At 69.3% G+C, this 15,574-nt stretch carries 13 protein-coding genes; 4 read left to right on the top strand and 9 right to left on the bottom strand.

What is annotated here, in order from left to right; translation table 11 throughout:
• Positions 1 to 86: 86 nt before the first annotated feature.
• The gene (gene glpK / locus AC5592_RS08940) at positions 87 to 1,586 is read left to right on the top strand and encodes a glycerol kinase GlpK (protein WP_036498409.1); all 1,500 of its coding nucleotides are present in this window, start codon (positions 87 to 89) and stop codon (positions 1,584 to 1,586) included.
• 10 nt (positions 1,587 to 1,596) lie between these two features.
• On the opposite strand, the gene AC5592_RS08935 is transcribed toward glpK, so the two are convergent.
• From AC5592_RS08935 to AC5592_RS08920, 4 genes are all read right to left on the bottom strand, one after another.
• Complete coding sequence (locus tag AC5592_RS08935; protein WP_063063920.1) at positions 1,597 to 2,781, bottom strand: aminotransferase-like domain-containing protein; 1,185 nt, start codon at positions 2,779 to 2,781, stop codon at positions 1,597 to 1,599.
• 110 nt (positions 2,782 to 2,891) lie between these two features.
• Positions 2,892 to 4,037 (bottom strand): DUF8176 domain-containing protein, encoded by a 1,146-nt coding sequence (locus AC5592_RS08930; RefSeq protein ID WP_051024344.1) that lies wholly within the window; start codon positions 4,035 to 4,037, stop codon positions 2,892 to 2,894.
• 73 nt (positions 4,038 to 4,110) lie between these two features.
• On the bottom strand, positions 4,111 to 5,253 hold the full coding sequence (locus AC5592_RS08925; protein WP_232329268.1) for a hypothetical protein: 1,143 nt from the start codon (positions 5,251 to 5,253) through the stop codon (positions 4,111 to 4,113).
• Between the two features lie 355 nt (positions 5,254 to 5,608).
• Positions 5,609 to 7,027: an NAD(P)H-quinone dehydrogenase gene (locus AC5592_RS08920; protein WP_223273405.1), complete on the bottom strand. Its 1,419-nt coding sequence runs from the start codon at positions 7,025 to 7,027 to the stop codon at positions 5,609 to 5,611.
• Positions 7,028 to 7,228: 201 nt separating this feature from the next.
• Here AC5592_RS08920 and AC5592_RS08915 point away from each other — a divergent pair, with 201 nt between their 5' ends.
• Positions 7,229 to 7,711, top strand: coding sequence for a gamma-glutamylcyclotransferase family protein (locus AC5592_RS08915; RefSeq protein WP_036498406.1), 483 nt, complete (start codon positions 7,229 to 7,231; stop codon positions 7,709 to 7,711).
• 52 nt (positions 7,712 to 7,763) lie between these two features.
• Here the strand turns inward: AC5592_RS08915 and AC5592_RS08910 are convergent, their stop codons facing one another.
• From AC5592_RS08910 to AC5592_RS08895, 4 genes are all read right to left on the bottom strand, one after another.
• A complete protein-coding gene (locus tag AC5592_RS08910) occupies positions 7,764 to 8,927 on the bottom strand; it encodes a M20 family metallopeptidase (protein WP_036498451.1) in 1,164 nt (387 codons plus the stop codon).
• A 218-nt stretch (positions 8,928 to 9,145) separates the two neighbouring features.
• Positions 9,146 to 10,321, bottom strand: a complete 1,176-nt coding sequence (locus AC5592_RS08905) for a M20 family metallopeptidase (RefSeq protein ID WP_036498450.1) — start codon at positions 10,319 to 10,321, stop codon at positions 9,146 to 9,148.
• Between the two features lie 204 nt (positions 10,322 to 10,525).
• Entirely contained in the window at positions 10,526 to 11,227 is a 702-nt protein-coding gene (locus tag AC5592_RS08900; RefSeq protein WP_036498405.1) for an enoyl-CoA hydratase-related protein, read from the bottom strand.
• A gap of 88 nt (positions 11,228 to 11,315) precedes the next feature.
• Positions 11,316 to 12,224 (bottom strand): ribonuclease Z, encoded by a 909-nt coding sequence (locus AC5592_RS08895; protein ID WP_036498404.1) that lies wholly within the window; start codon positions 12,222 to 12,224, stop codon positions 11,316 to 11,318.
• Between the two features lie 101 nt (positions 12,225 to 12,325).
• Between AC5592_RS08895 and AC5592_RS08890 the strand changes: the two genes are divergently transcribed.
• Both AC5592_RS08890 and AC5592_RS08885 read left to right on the top strand, forming a co-directional pair.
• Positions 12,326 to 13,105: a purine-nucleoside phosphorylase gene (locus tag AC5592_RS08890; RefSeq protein ID WP_036498403.1), complete on the top strand. Its 780-nt coding sequence runs from the start codon at positions 12,326 to 12,328 to the stop codon at positions 13,103 to 13,105.
• A 9-nt stretch (positions 13,106 to 13,114) separates the two neighbouring features.
• Positions 13,115 to 14,731, top strand: a complete 1,617-nt coding sequence (locus AC5592_RS08885) for a phospho-sugar mutase (RefSeq protein ID WP_063063919.1) — start codon at positions 13,115 to 13,117, stop codon at positions 14,729 to 14,731.
• 150 nt (positions 14,732 to 14,881) lie between these two features.
• On the opposite strand, the gene upp is transcribed toward AC5592_RS08885, so the two are convergent.
• Positions 14,882 to 15,511, bottom strand: coding sequence for a uracil phosphoribosyltransferase (gene upp / locus AC5592_RS08880; RefSeq protein WP_036498402.1), 630 nt, complete (start codon positions 15,509 to 15,511; stop codon positions 14,882 to 14,884).
• Between the last annotated feature and the right edge of the window lie 63 nt (positions 15,512 to 15,574).

Here is a 15,574-nt window from a genome sequence, read left to right as displayed (position 1 = left end):
CGTCGGTAATCGCTTTCACCCTAGTCCACCGCCGGGCGTGCGGCGATGTGATGCGCGGCGCGTGCGAGGTTTAGTAGCCTGCACGGATGCGACGCTTCGTGGCCGCCATCGACCAGGGGACAACCTCGAGCCGGTGCATCGTGTTCGACCGCTCCGGCCGCATCGCCGGCCTCGGGCAGCGCGAGCACGAACAGCTGTTCCCCCGGCCGGGCTGGGTCGAGCACGATGCCGAAACCATCTGGCGCAATACCGAATTCGTGATCGGTGCGGCGCTCGAGGATGCCGGGATCGGCGCCGATGACATCGCCGCGGTCGGGGTCACCAATCAGCGCGAAACCACCGTGGTCTGGGACCGTGCCACCGGCAGGCCGGTCGCCAACGCCATCGTCTGGCAGGACACCCGCACCGCGGCGCTGTGCGAGGAGCTGGCCGGCGACGTCGGCCCCGCGCGCTATGCCGACCGGACCGGGCTGCCGCTGAGCACGTATTTCGCGGGTCCCAAGCTGCGCTGGATCCTCGACAACGTCGACGGTGTGCGCGCCCGCGCGGAGGCCGGTGACCTGTGCTTCGGGACCATGGACAGCTGGATCCTGTGGAAGCTGACCGGCCGCCACCTCACCGACGTCACCAACGCCTCCCGCACCATGCTGATGAATCTCGAGACCTTGCAATGGGATTCGCAGATCTGCGCGGAATTCGGCGTTCCCGTCTCGATGCTGCCGCAGATCCACAGCTCCTCGGAGGTGTACGCCGAGATCTCCGACGGTCCGCTCGCGGGGGTTCCGGTGGCCGGCATCCTGGGCGATCAGCAGGCCGCGACGTTCGGGCAGGCCTGCCTCTCACCGGGCGAGGCGAAGAACACCTACGGAACCGGCAACTTCATGCTGCTCAATACCGGTACCACGCCGGTGTTCAGCAAGCACGGTCTGCTGACCACGGTGTGTTACCGGCTCGGCGACCAGCCCGCGGTGTACGCGCTGGAGGGTTCCATCGCGGTGACCGGATCCCTGGTGCAGTGGTTGCGTGACAATCTCGGCATCGTCGAATCCGCGGCGGAGATCGAACCGCTGGCCCGCAGCGTCGACGACAACGGCGGCACCTATATCGTCCCCGCCTTCTCCGGTCTGTTCGCACCGCGATGGCGGCCGGACGCGCGCGGCGTGATCACCGGACTCACCCGCTTCGTCACGAAGGCGCATCTGGCCCGAGCGGTGTTGGAGGCCACCGCATTTCAGACCCGCGAGGTGATCGACGCGATGCGCGCCGACGCCGAGGCGGAGAATCTGGGCGTCGAATTGACCACCCTCAAGGTCGACGGCGGCATGGTTGCCAACGAACTGCTCATGCAATTCCAGGCCGACATCCTGGATGTGCCGGTGGTGCGGCCGGTGATCACCGAAACGACCGCGCTCGGCGCCGCCTACGCGGCCGGACTGGCGGTCGGTTACTGGTCCGGCACCGACGACATCCGCGCCAACTGGTCCGAGGACAAGGTGTGGCAGCCGACGATGTCCGACGCCGACCGCGATCACCTCTACGGCGAATGGAACAAGGCCGTCGAACGCACCTACGGGTGGGCGCAGTAGATTCGCCGCGCTACCCCGCCGCGTCGACCGCGCGGCCCAGCCGATCGACCGCGTCGGTGAGCACGGCCGCATCCGACGTGGTGAAACACATGCGCATCGAGCCGCGGTAGGGCTGCGAGACCGCGAACGCGGAGCCCGGGACGTAGGCCACGCCGTGGTCGATCGCGCGCGGCAGCAGTTCGACGGTATCGGTGCCGTCGGTGAAATCGAGCCACACGAACATGCCGCCGGCGGCGTCGGTGCTCACCACCCGGTCGCCGAAGCGGGCGCGAACCGCGCTCACCAGGGCGGTGGCGCGCTCGCCGTAGATGCCACGCACCTTGTCCAGGTGGGCGCCCAGCCACGGCTCGTCGGCCAGCAGGTCCGCGGCGATCTGCTGGGTGAGCGCCGAACCGCACAGATCGGCGCCCTGCTTCAGCAGTTCCACGCCGCGGCACACCGCGTTCGGGGCGATCATCCAGCCCACCCGCAGCGTCGGCGCCAGGATCTTCGAGGCGCTCGACAGCCGAATCACGTTGGGCGAGTACGAGGCAACGGCCTGCGGCGCGGGGCGGTCGAACCACAGCTCGCCGTACGGGTCGTCCTCGACCACCCAGAAGCCGTACCGTTCGGCCAGCGCCGCCAGTTCCCGCCGGCGCTGCGGGCTCAGCGTCACACCGCGCGGATTGTGGAAATTACTCACCGTATGCACCAGCGCCGGGCGTTCGCCGCGCTCGAGCAGCTCGGCCAGCGCGTCGACAAGCATACCGTCGGAATCCAGCGGGATCGCCACGATTCGCGCCCCCGCCGCGCGGAAGACCTGCAACGCGCCGACGTAGGCCGGATCCTCGACCACCACGAGAGCGCCCGGATCGAGAAGCACCTCACCCAGCAGCGACAAGGCCTGCTGCGAGCCGTGGGTGACGAAGATCTCCTCCAGCGGGACGGGCCGGCCCAGCCGCACCGACTCCCGGGAGGCGAGCACCTCGCGCAGCGGCCCCCAGCCCGCGGACTCGGTGTACTGCAACCGGGACGGATCGGCCAGCGCCGACTCCGCGGCGCGAGCGATGGCATCGCGCGGCATCAGCTGTTCGTCGGGCAGACCCCCGGCCAGGCTGACGATATCCGGCCGGGCGGTCAGCTTGAGCAGATCCCGGATCGCCGAACTCTGCAGACCGTCCAGCCGGCGGGACAGGGGTGGAGTATGCGGCGACATGGAGACCTCCGATAGCTGCGGATCACGGCAACTATCGCATATCGGTACCCAGAATATGAAATTGTTTTCCCAGATATTGAGATCTGGGGACAGCGCGCGAGCCCGCGCGATCAGCGCTGATCGATCGAGAAGACGAGGTTCTTCCCCTCGCGATTCACGGTCTTGACCAGCTGTTTGTAGAGCGTGGTCGTACCGTCCGGCCGATGTTCGGTGAGGTCCACGTTGAACTGCTCCGGCGTGACCGTTTCCACACGCAAGCAATACGTGGTGCCCTGCGGGATCAGGCTGTCGATCGCCTGCTGCATGGTCGAGGCGGTCGACACGTTCGACGCGTCCGGCGCGACGAAGTCGTGCGCCTTGGCACCGCTACGGTCGGCATAGAACGCGTGCTGGAATCCCAGAATCGCCGCGGCTCCGCTGTTCGTGTCGCCGGGGCCGTTGCCGATCACGACATTGCCGTCGGTACGTGCCGGACAGCTCAGCGCGGCCACCGACGGCGGTGACGATTTGCCGCCGGCGACGGTTCCGTCGCCATCGCTGCTGCGCGTCGCGAACACGATGATCAGCACCAGCGCGATCACGATCACGACGGCACCCGCCGCACCGGCCAGGATCACCGGAATGTTGCGGTCGGGCCGGGCCTCCGGCTGGGGCTGCCCGAGGGGCCGCGACGGCACGAGCTTCTTCGCCAGCTCGTCGTCGTCCCACAGTGAACCCGATTTCTGCTCGCCGCCGCGCGGCACGGTGAGTTTCTTGGCGAGTTCGTCGTCATCCCACAGCGATCCCGTGGTTTCCCGCGGCGGAGTGGGTGGAAAGCCGGAATCGTCTGCGCGCCACCAGGTTCCACGATCGGCCTCGGCACCACCCGCGTCCGGGTATCGCACCGTCTCCGGGGCGCGCGGTGCATCCGGGGCGCGCGGCGGCTCGGGCATGCGGCGTGTCTCGGGCGCGGGCACGCGCGTGGTGTCGGCCGCGCGCGGCGCCTCCGGTGCCGGATGGCGGACGGTTTCCTGCGCCGCGGTCGAATCCGGCGCACGGTACTGCGGGGGCGGCGGCGGGACGGACGGCGTCGCGGGTGCGTCGGCGGGCTGCCAGCCCAATGTGGGGCGTTCCGGTTCCCCGACCGGCGCCCAGCCGATCGCACCCGTTTCACCCGTCGGCGGCCCGAAATCGTTCAGCGGTGGTCCGAATCCGGAAACCGGCGGGCCGAATCCCGACTCGCCTTCGTCCCGGTCCTGATCGTCGCCGGAGGCCATCACCCGTTCCTTCCCCGAGACACACGCGTGGGGCGGTCGCGAACGACCGCCCCACGCGTCGATTCAGTCTGTATCAGTACTGGACCGTGCCACCCCACTGTGTGGTCGCACCAGCGACATTCACCGTTTGCGGAGCGAAATCACCCTGCGGGAGTCTACCAATCTGAGCGGCCGCATCCAGTGCTGCGGCGCCGCCCGGCTGCTGCTTGATCCAGCCCTCGACGGCGGCCTTGGCCGCATTCGCCTCGGTGGTGTCGACGTAGTTCTCGGACTTCAGATCGTCGAAGCCGGTGGCGTGGGTGTACGAGGTGATCTTGACCTTGTTCGCCTCGACGAACTCCACCGACACACCCGCGTCGCCCACTCCGTTCGGAGTGCTGTAACCCACCGTGCCGACATATCCGTCGAGGTTGCTGAAGTGGTGGGTGTTGGCCACGTAGCCCGGCAGCAGTCCACCGCCGTCGACGTTGGCGCCGACCTCGGTGTGCGGGCCGTTCATCTGGACGACCGGAGCGGCCGGTGCGGCCTGCAGGCTCGGCGAGGTCCACTGCGCCTGCGGCGACGGGGTCGAGTTGCCCTGCTGGCTACGCAGCGTGTCCGCGTTGCCGCCGTTCTGCGACTGCGGCTTGTTCGGAGTGCCGACGGTCTGGTCCGGCGACTGCTGACCCGGCTTCAGCTGGTCGGCCTGACCGTTCGGGGTGGGCTGGTCCGGAACGACGGCCGGCTGCACCTGACCACCCTGACCCGGCACCGGCAGCGGCGCGACACGCGGGGTGGTCACACCCGGCTGCGTCGGCGAGGCCAGGTTCTGGTCCGGCTTCGGCGTGTTCTGGTTCGGGGTGGTGACACCCGGCTGCGGGGTGGTGACGCCCGGCTGGTTCGGAGTCGTGACACCCGGCTGATTGGGGGTGGTGACGCCCGGCTGCGGATTGCCGTTGCGCTGGGGACCGTTCTGCTGGGTCCCGTTCTGCTGGTTGTTGTTCTGCTGCGGCCCGTTCTGCGGAGTGCCGGTCTGCGGAGCGTTCTCCTGCGTGCCCGGCGCGTTCTGACCCTGGCCGTTGTTGTCGCCTTGCGCGGGTGCCTCGTTGGTGGCGCCCGGCTGCGCCGGAGTGGTCGGCACGCTCGGCTGATCGGCCGGCGCCGCACTCGCCGTACCCGACGCGAGGATGGTCGCCACGGCGGCTGCGGTGGCCAGTGGCAACGACGTCGTGGCCATCGCTCGCTGCGCCCGACTCGGCTTACGATGTTTCACTGTCTCGCAATCCCTTTCCCGAGCTCGGCCAGTGCCATCGACCGACGAACGCCGCTCGACGGGGCCGTCTCCATTGGTCCCTCATCGATGTCCGGCCCGCACCCTGCTGCGGTCCGCGAGCCGCTCGCGGATTCCCGGCCCGGGAAAGATTGCATTCCCCCCGCCACGTGAACCTGCCAGCCGACCACCACTGACATCTCTGCCGGAAGTGAACCACACGAACAAGTTTCAGGCAACCGGTGCTACCCGGCTGTGGGAAGCCGCACTCGGTCCGGCAAAAGATCAAGCGCGGCAGCGCATTTGAAACAGCCGCCGCCCACTAGTCCAGATCGTCGTGACGCATCAACTGGCGCGCCGCCTCGGTGACCGATCCCGACAGCGACGGGTACACCGAGAACGTCTGGGCCAGGTCGTTCACCGTCAGATTGTTCTGGACCGCGATCGCGATCGGCAGGATGAGTTCGGAGGCGATCGGCGCGACCACCACGCCGCCGATCACCACACCGGTGGCCGGCCGGCAGAAGATCTTCACGAAGCCGCGGCGCAGGCCCGACATCTTGGCGCGCGGATTGGTGTTGAGCGGCAGCATCACCGTGCGCGCGGGCACCTCACCGTTGTCGATCGCCGTCTGGCTGACACCGACCGTGGCGATCTCGGGCCGGGTGAAGACCGCGGAGGCCACCGTCTTCAACCGGATCGGCTGCACTCCCTCGCCGAGCGCGTGATACATCGCGATCCGGCCCTGCATCGCCGCGACCGAGGCCAGCGGCAGCAGCCCGGTGCAGTCACCGGCGGCATAGATCCCGGTCGCCGCCGTCCGCGAGACGCGGTCGACGCGCAGATAACCGCCGCGGTCGAGTTCGATGCCGATGCGCTCGAGGCCCAGATCCTGGGTGTTGGGCGTGGAACCGACCGTCATCAGCGCATGGGAGCCGGTGACCGTGCGGCCGTCGGACAGTTTGACCACGATCCCGTCCGCGGTCCGCTCGACAGCGTCGGCACGGGCCTGTTTGACGAGCTCCACCCCGCGTTCGGCCAGGGCGTCCTCCAGGACCAGCGCGGCGTCGGCGTCCTCCCCCGGCATCATCCGGTCGCGGCTGGAGACCAATTTCACCTGCACACCCATCTCGGTGTATGCCGAGACGAATTCCGCGCCGGTCACACCCGAGCCGACGACGACGAGCGTTTCCGGCAGCTCCTTCAGGTCGTAGAGCTGACGCCAGGTGAGGATGCGTTCCCCGTCGGGTTCGGCGCCGCGCAGCACCCGCGGGCTGGCGCCGGTGGCGATCAGGACGATCTCGGCCTCCATCACCCGTTCGGTGCCGTCGGCGAGCGTCGCGCGCACCAGATGTGTGGCCAGACCGGCGATCTGGTCGATCAGCTGACCGCGGCCGTTGAGGATGGTGACCCCGGCGGCCTGCAGTTTGGAGCGGATATCGGACGACTGCGCCTGCGCCAGCGCCTTCACCCGGGAGTTCACCTCCGACAGCCGCACCTGCGCCTGGGCCACATGCAGCGTGATACCCAGGTCACGCGCGCGGCGCAGGTCGGTGCGCACACCGGTCGAAGCGATGAAGGTCTTGGACGGGACGCAGTCCCACAGCACGCATGCGCCACCGATTCCGTCGGAGTCGATCACGGTGACCGTGGCTCCGTGCTGAGCTGCCACCAACGCCGCCTCGTAGCCGGCGGGGCCGCCCCCGATGATTGCAATGCGGGCCATGTGTACCTCCGCTATCGAGCCGTGCGGCCGGGATCTCCGGCACTGCCGTCAACGTTATCGGTCCTGCTCCTCATCGTTTTGACCGCGTCATGGGTGACGTTGCGCGTGTCACCTGCCGGTAATTCTCCGGACATCCGCCCGCCCCACCGGAGACAGGCACGGCCCGAACCGGGCCGGATCGAAACAAGCGGTCCCTACATTCGATACTCTTGCCAGGTGCCGATATACGCCGCCTACGGATCCAATATGGACCCGGAGCAGATGCTCAAGCGCTGTCCGCACTCCCCCGTCTACGGAACGGGCTGGCTGGAAGGGTGGCGCCTGACCTTCGCCGGCGACGACATCGGCTGGGAAGGCCCGCTCGCGACGGTGGTCGAGGATCCGGGCTCCCGGGTGTTCGTCGTGCTGTACGACGTCTCCGCCGAGGACGAGCAGAGCCTCGACCGGTGGGAGGGTTCGGATTTCGGTATCCACAAGAAGATCCGGCTCCGGGTATCGCCCAATACGGGGACGGGTACCCAGCCGGTGCTGGCGTGGCTGTACGTGCTGGACGCCTACGAGGGCGGGCTGCCCTCCGCCCGCTATATCGGCGTGATCGCCGACGCGGCCGAAAAGGCCGGGGCTCCGGCCGATTACGTCCACGCGCTGCGCACCCGCAACAGCCGCAACGTGGGCCCGGGGACCTTCGGCTCGATGTAGCCGGGACCGAGCCGGACAGCCCGCCGGGTTCGCCACCCGACGGGCCGTGCGATCAGCGTGCCTGCAGGACCAGATTGGTCATCACGCGCACGCCGGCCGCCAGCGCGCGCTCGTCGATGTCGAAGGTCGGCTGGTGGATGTCCAGTTGCGGGCCCTCGCCCGACCACACGCCCAGCCGCGCCATGGCACCGGGAACCTCCTCGAGGTACCAGGAGAAGTCCTCGCCACCGCCCGACTGCGGAGTATCCGACAGCGCGTCCGGACCCAGACCGAGAATCGCGTCCTCGAACATCCGGGTGGAGAATTCGTCGTTGACCACCGGCGGCACGCCACGCTTGTAGTTCAGCTGATACCGCACCCCCGTCGGGGCGAGCAGCCCGTCGACGATCTCGCGGACCATCGGCTCGAGCAGCGACCAGGTGGCGTGGTCACCGGTGCGCACGGTCCCGGTCAGCATGCCGGTCTGCGGAATCGCGTTGGGCGCCTTACCCGCCGATACCGCACCCCACACCATCACCGTGCTGGTCCGCGGATCGATGCGGCGGCTCAGCAGACCCGGCAGGCCGGTGATGACGGTGCCGATGGCGTAGACCAGATCGCTGGTCAGATGCGGCCGGGAGGTGTGCCCACCCGGCGAGTCCAGCACCAGTTCCACGGTGTCGGCGGCCGAGGTGATGGCGCCGACCCGCACTCCGATCCGCCCGACCTCGAGCCGGGGATCGCAGTGCAGCGCGAAGACCCGCGAGACGTCGTCCATCGCACCGGCGGCGACCATGTCGATGGCACCGCCGGGCATGACCTCCTCGGCGTGCTGGAAGACCAGCCGGACGCCGACCGGAAGGTCGCCGATCTCGGTGAGGGCCAGGGCGGTGCCGAGCAGGATCGAGGTGTGCGCGTCGTGACCACAGGCGTGGGAGACGCCGGGAACGGTCGAGGCGAACGGGCGGCCGGTGTATTCCTGCAGCGGCAGCGCATCCATATCGGCGCGCAGCGCCAGGCGCGGACCGGCCGGGCCGATATCGCAGATCAGGCCGGTGCCGGTAGGCAGTTTGCGCGGTTCCAGACCGGCCTTGACCAGCCAGGATTCGACGAATTCGGTGGTGCCGTGCTCGGCGCGGGACAGTTCCGGATTGGCGTGGATGTGGCGGCGCCAGCCGATCAGATCGTCACCGTGCTCGCTCAGCCACGCCTCGACCGCGGCCTGTCCGGCCGCGATCTCCGCCTGTCGACCGGTCGCGAGTCCGGTGTGCCGACAGGTTCCGGCCTCCGGGCCTACCGCCTTGCTCTGCAGGCCGGTACCGGCAGACTTGCGGCCCGCCGCCGCGGAAGGGCGCGAACCGGTCGCGGAGTCGTCCTCCGAACCGGTCGCGTCATCGTCGCGACCCGCCGCGGCGTCTCCCTCGCGGCCCGCCGGTGATGACCGGCCGATCGTGCTCACCGAATTTCCTCCTGTCGCTGAATACTGCGCTCCAACAACCTGTCCCTGTGTAGTTGATCGCCCGCAACCTGGATTGCGGTACGGGCGAGCGCCCGCGCCCCGTCGGTCACCGCGAGATCGGCCGACGGCGTCACACAGGCCGCGGCGAACTCCCGCTGGTGTGTCACCGCGCCGTTCGCCTCGATACCGATAACCGGGTGGATGCCGGGAATGACGTTGGTGACATTGCCCATATCGGTACTGCCCAGCGGCCGTGCTGCCTCGAGTTCCGGCGCGAGCGGCATGCGACCCATACCGATGATCTGCTCGCGGTAAGCACACAGTAGTGCGGAATCCGGCGTGAGCTCGGTATATGTGGGCGCCAGCGCCCGGATTTCATGAGTGCATCCGGTTGCCAGCGCTCCCGCCTCGAAGCAGGCCGAGGCGCGCTGCAGCAGATCGTCGAGGGATGCGGAATTGTCTGCCCGCAGGTAATACAACAGTTCCGCATGGCCGGGCACGATATTCGGGGCAACACCGCCCGTTTCGACTATACCGTGCAGTTGCTGGCCGGGGCGCAGATGCTGACGGAGCAGACCCAGCGCGACCTGCGCGACGGTGGCGGCGTCCCCGGCGTTGCGGCCGTACTCCGGCGCGGCGCTGGCATGTGCTTCGCGGCCGTGGAAGGACACCGACAGATCGGCCAGGGCCAGCGACCGCGCACCCACGATATCCAGCGGACCCGGATGCACCATCAGGGCCATCGCGACCCCGTCGAAGACGCCGCGCTCGAGCATCAGCACCTTGCCGCCGCCGCTCTCCTCGGCCGGCGTGCCGAACACCTTCACGGTGAGACCGCACCGATCGGCCACCTCGGCCAGCGCCAGCCCCGCACCCACCGCGGCCGCGGCGATGATGTTGTGGCCGCAGGCGTGACCGATCTCGGGCAGCGCGTCGTATTCGGCGCAGATGCCCACCACCAGCTCGCCGCTGCCGAAGGTGGCGACGAAGGCGGTCTCCAGGTCCGCGACCGGCATCTCGATCGCGAACCCGCGCTCGCGCAGCGGTGCCAGTGTCTTGGCCACACTGCGGTGCTCGGCGAATGCCAGCTCGGGTTCGGCGTGGATGGAATGCGAGAGGGCGATCAGTTCCGATTCGGCCGCCGTGACGGCGGCATCGGCGGCGGCGAGCAGGGCCGGATCCGCCGGGTCCACCGAGGCATCGGCCTCGTCGGCACGGAGATCATCGGCGTCGGCACGGGGGGCGTCGGCGGGGGCGCAGCCGGATGCCGCGGCCCGGTGCGCCGACCGGTCCGTGCGACTCCAGCTGCGTTCGTTCCCGCTGCGTGGCATGGCACACAGTCTCGCACTCTGCGCCACGCGATGATCATCGGGTGTTCAGGAGCCGAAGGCGAGATTTTCCGGTGTCGTCGGGGTATTCAGGCCCGCGAGCGCCCGTCCGTGCAGCGCACGCTTGATAACCGGCAGATTCGGCTTGCGGTTGCCGGTCAGTGCCGCGGCCCGCGCGACCGCCGCGGCCAGCACACCGTCGGCCTCGGCCGCCTCGTCGACGATGCCCGCGGCGATCGCGTCGGCGGCGCTGTAGCGGCGGCCGGTGGTCATCGCCTCGAGCGCCACCTGATTGGTCAGCCGCTCGGTGACGAGCGCGTTCATCGCCACTGTGAACGGCATTCCCAGATGGACCTCGGGCAGGCACCAGTACCCGCGATCCGAGCGCATCACCCGGAAGTCGTGCGAGGTGGCCAGCATGGCGCCGGCGCCGAAGGCGTGCCCGTTCAACGCGGCGACGGTCGGCATCTCGAAGGCCAGCAGCCGGCTGAAGACGGTGTGCACCCGGTCCAGGTACCAGTGCATCCTGTCCATGTTGCCGAACAGCCAGTCGGTGTCCAGGCCGTTGCTGAAAAATTTTCCGGTGGCCACCGTGACCAGCGCCGCCGGCCCCTCGGCAGCCTCGACCTCGTCCAGTTTCGCGTGGATGGCGTCGATCCAGTCGGGATGGAAGCGGTTCTCGCTGTCGGTCTGACCCTCGTTGCCGAGGTAGAGCACGAATACGTCCCCGTCACGGTCCAAGTACGGCATACGCAGAGAATATGCAGCTCCGAATGAACGCCCGCATCACACCCCCGGCCAAGTTACCGGCGGGTTGTGATCACCGCTGGTGCACAGGTCAGCGACGCGGCGGGAGCGGCACCCGCATCAGGTCCTCGGCGATCACCAGGTCCCCGTCGAAATACCGCTGCGCCTCCGCCCGGTGCCCGGCCAGATCGCCGTAGCGCTGCGAGAAATGGGTGAGCACGAGCGTTCGCACCCCTGCCTCCGCGGCCACGCGTGCCGCCTGCCCGGCGGTGAGGTGGCCGAAATCGTCGGCCAGTTGCGCCTCGGCCTCCAGGAAGGTCGCCTCGATGACGAGCATATCGGCGCCTTCGGCCAATTCCGCTACGCCCGAACACATTCGGGTGTCCATCACGAAGGCGAAGCGTTGCCCGGGCCGCGGCACCGACACCTCGTCCACGGTGACCCTGCGACCGTCGGGCAGCCGGACCGCGCCTTCGCGCTGCAGCGTCCCGACCAGCGGACCCGCCAGGCCGAATTCGGCGAGCCGCTCCGGCAGGATCCGATAGCTGTCGGGTTCGACGAGCCGATAGCCGAAGGTGTCGATGCGATGCGACAGCCGCACCGCCTCGAAGGTGAACGGCGCGTCCGGCAGCGGCACCGGGCCGTCCGCATCGATCGGATGCTCGCGCAGACCGGGAAAGTCGGGCACCACGCCGCGGAGATGTGTGAGCAGTTCCGCGCCCGATCCCGGGAAGCAGATGTCGACCGGATGGGTGACCTGGTCCAGATTGAGCCGCGCCAGCACCCCGGGCAGGCCGAGGCAGTGATCACCGTGGAAATGGGTCAGCCCGATCCGGGTGATGCCACTCGCCGAAACCCCCGCGAACAGCATCTGCCGCTGCGTCCCCTCGCCGGGGTCGAACAGCAGGCCGTCACCGTCCCAGCGCAACAGATATCCGTTGTGATTGCGCCGGCGGGTCGGCACCTGACTGGCCGTCCCGAGGACCACGAGTTCACGCACGGCACCATCCTGCCCTCGCCCCGCCGACCGCGCCCGGCGGCGGCACCCGTGTCCGGCCCGCGACGCGCACAACCGGCCCGTCGGCGCACTATCGTGGGCGCATGCTTGCCGAACAGGCCGCCGAGGCGATCGCCACACGTACGGGAGTCACGCGTCATCGGGTCGCGGTGGTACTCGGATCCGGCTGGCAGTCCGCCGCCACCGAGATCGGGGCGCCGCGGGCATCGATTCCGATGACCGAACTGCCCGGCTTCGAACCGCCGACGGCCCAGGGACATCAGGGCATCGTGCATTCGGTGCAGGTCGGCGAGGTGCCGGTGCTGCTGATGATGGGCCGCCAGCACCTCTACGAGGGTTACGAACCGCACCGGGTGGTGCACGCGGTCCACGCGGCGGCCGCGGCGGGTGCGGAAACGGTGATCCTCACCAACGCCGCGGGCGGGATCCGCCCGGGCCTGCGGGTCGGCGAGCCGGTACTGATCAACGATCACCTCAATCTCACCGGGCGCACCCCGCTCACCGGCGCCGCGTTCGTGAACATGGTCGATGCCTGGGATCCCGAATTGCGCACGCTGGCAAGGGAAATCGACCCCTCGCTGACCGAGGGCGTCTACGCGGGCCTCAACGGTCCGCAGTACGAGACACCCGCCGAGATCCGCATGCTGGGCGCCATGGGCGCCGATCTGGTCGGCATGTCGACCGTGTTGGAGGCGATCGCGGCCCGCTCGCTGGGCCTGCGGCTGCTGGGCATTTCGCTGGTGACCAATCTGGCCGCGGGCGTGACCGGCGCGCCGTTGTCGCATCAGGAGGTGCTCGCCGAAGGGCAGGCCGCCGCACCGAGATTGGGCAAACTGCTGCGCGGTGTGCTGGAACGGCTGTAGGCGGGCATCATGTTGCGATTCGGAACGGCAGGTCTGCGCGGCCCCCTGCAGGACGGGCCGGACGGGATGAATGTCGGCACGGTGGCGCGCGCGAGCGCCGGTGTGGCGGCCTGGCTTCGGGACCGCTGCCTGGGCGGCGGCCTGGTGATCGTCGGCCGCGACGCCCGCCACGGCTCCGCGGAGTTCGCCACCGTCACCGCGGAAGTGTTCGCGGCAGCGGGCTTTTCGGTACTGCTGCTGCCACGCCCGCTGCCGACGCCGATCGTGGCGTTCGCGGTACGGGAGCTGGGGGCGGTGGCCGGCGTGCAGATCACCGCGTCCCACAACCCCGCCACGGACAACGGTTACAAGCTCTACCTGGACGGCGGTTCGCAGCTGATCCCGCCCGCCGACGCCGAGATCGAACGCTGCATCGATGCGGTCACCGAACCGATCGCGCGCACCGATCCGGCGAACGACGCCCCCTCGCCGTCGATCCTGTCGCTGCCGGCCGATGCCACCCGCGCCGACCTCGGCGAGGAACTCGTTCGCCGCTATCTGGCGCGAGCCGCCGCCGTGCCCGAGACGATCGGCGGCGCGCGAACGGTTCCGGTCCATGCGGACCACGCGGCACGCCACGCCGGTGAACCCAACGGCGACCGAATGACGCTGCCGCGCCCTGATATTCGTATCGCGCTGACGCCCATGCACGGCGTGGGCGGCGAGACGGCGGTGGCCGCGCTCGCCGCCGCCGGATTCCCGGACGTCCACGTGGTCGACGAGCAATTCAACCCCGATCCCGACTTCCCGACCGTGGCATTTCCGAATCCCGAAGAACCGGGCGCCGCGGATCTGCTGCTGGCTCTGGCGGAGAAGATCGATGCGGACCTGGCCGTCGCCCTCGACCCCGATGCCGATCGCTGCGCGATCGCGGTGCCCGGACCGGACGGGTGGCGCATGCTGCGCGGCGACGAAACAGGCGTACTACTGGCCGATTACGTGCTGCGCAATGCGGCGCCGGACGCACTGGTGGCGACCACCGTCGTGTCGTCCCGGCTGCTCGGGAAGCTCGCGCCCGCACGCGGCGCCCGTTACGCCGAAACGCTCACGGGCTTCAAGTGGCTCGCCCGCGCCGGTGCGGGGCTCGTGTACGCCTACGAGGAGGCCATCGGCCACTGCGTCGACCCGGCCGCCGTGCGCGACAAGGACGGCATCACCGCCGCCGTGGCCGCCGCCGACCTCACCGCTCGGCTGCGGGAGCAGGGGCGTTCCCTGCTCGACGTCCTCGACGAATACGCCGTGGAGTTCGGCCTGCACGCCGGCGACCAGGTGTCGCTGCGACCGGCCGATCCGGCGGCCGCCGCGCACGCCGTTGCCCGCCTGCGCGATACGCCGCCCGACATCATCGCGGGCGTTCCCGTCACCTGCACCGATCTGTCGACGGTTCGCGGCCGGATGCGGACCGACGCCTTGGTCTTCGAGGGCGAGGGGCAGCGCATCGTCGTCCGTCCCTCGGGTACCGAGCCGAAACTCAAATGCTATCTGGAGGTCGTCGAACCGGTTCGCGACCGCGACGCACTGGCCCGATCGAAAGCGGTTGCAGCAGAGCGCCTCTCGGCGCTCCGTGACTTCTGCGAAAATTTGTGAGCCGCTGAGCCGCCCGACCCCATTCCGCGCCGGGATCCGCTCCGGCGCAAACCACCGCGCGATCGTCGGCGGTTCGGCCCGGCTTCGGGCTGTCACGCCGGATCGGTGACCCGCGCGCACCATCGTTGCGCTGCCCAGCGGCGGGCGACCTCAGTCGTGGCGCGGACCGAATTGCCGGTCCCCGGCGTCGCCGAGCCCCGGCACGATGAAGGCGTCGGCATTGAGTCCGGAGTCGACCGCGGCGGTCACCAATCGCACCGGCAGGCCCGATTTCTCCAGCGCGGCAATACCTTCCGGGGCGGCAACGACGCAGACTGCGGTGATGTCGGTGGCGTTGCGGGCGCACAGCAGTTCCAGGGTGTGGCGCATGGATCCGCCGGTGGCCAGCATCGGATCGAGAACGAAGACCGGTAGGCCCGACAGATCCGCGGGCAGCGACTCCATGTACGGCACCGGACGATGGGTCTGCTCGTCGCGCGCCACGCCGACGAAACCCACGCGGGATTCCGGAATCAACGCACTGGCGGCGTCGACCATGCCGAGGCCGGCGCGCAACACCGGAACGAGCAGTGGTGGTTTCGCGAGCCGGGTGCCCCGGGTCGGCGCGACCGGCGTGTCGATGTCGAAGGTGTGCGTCGGGGCTTCCCGCAGTGCTTCGTAGACGAGGAATCCGGTCAGATCGGCCAGTGCCGCCCGGAAACCCGCGTTGGAGGTGCGGGCATCGCGCATGGCCGTCAGGAGGGTGGCCGTCAGCGGGTGTTCCACGATATGCGTACGCATGAGGGAACGATAAGGTCTGTCGGGCTTCGAATTCGCCAACCGAGGGCGGATTTCCGCAACCGG

Source organism: Nocardia violaceofusca NBRC 14427, assembly GCF_963869435.1.
Lineage (GTDB): Bacteria > Actinomycetota > Actinomycetes > Mycobacteriales > Mycobacteriaceae > Nocardia > Nocardia aobensis.
Note: the sequence above shows the minus strand (reverse complement) of the source record. Positions and strands in the feature narration are given on the sequence as shown.

Excerpts from the sequence above, each read along its gene's own strand:
- glpK (WP_036498409.1), top strand. The coding sequence starts at position 87 with ATGCGACGCTTCGTGGCCGCCATCGACCAGGGGACAACCTCGAGCCGG.
- AC5592_RS08935 (WP_063063920.1), bottom strand. The coding sequence starts at position 2,781 with ATGTCGCCGCATACTCCACCCCTGTCCCGCCGGCTGGACGGTCTGCAG.
- AC5592_RS08930 (WP_051024344.1), bottom strand. The coding sequence starts at position 4,037 with ATGGCCTCCGGCGACGATCAGGACCGGGACGAAGGCGAGTCGGGATTC.
- AC5592_RS08925 (WP_232329268.1), bottom strand. The coding sequence starts at position 5,253 with ATGGCCACGACGTCGTTGCCACTGGCCACCGCAGCCGCCGTGGCGACC.
- AC5592_RS08900 (WP_036498405.1), bottom strand. The coding sequence starts at position 11,227 with ATGCCGTACTTGGACCGTGACGGGGACGTATTCGTGCTCTACCTCGGC.
- AC5592_RS08890 (WP_036498403.1), top strand. The coding sequence starts at position 12,326 with ATGCTTGCCGAACAGGCCGCCGAGGCGATCGCCACACGTACGGGAGTC.
- AC5592_RS08885 (WP_063063919.1), top strand. The coding sequence starts at position 13,115 with ATGTTGCGATTCGGAACGGCAGGTCTGCGCGGCCCCCTGCAGGACGGG.
- upp (WP_036498402.1), bottom strand. The coding sequence starts at position 15,511 with ATGCGTACGCATATCGTGGAACACCCGCTGACGGCCACCCTCCTGACG.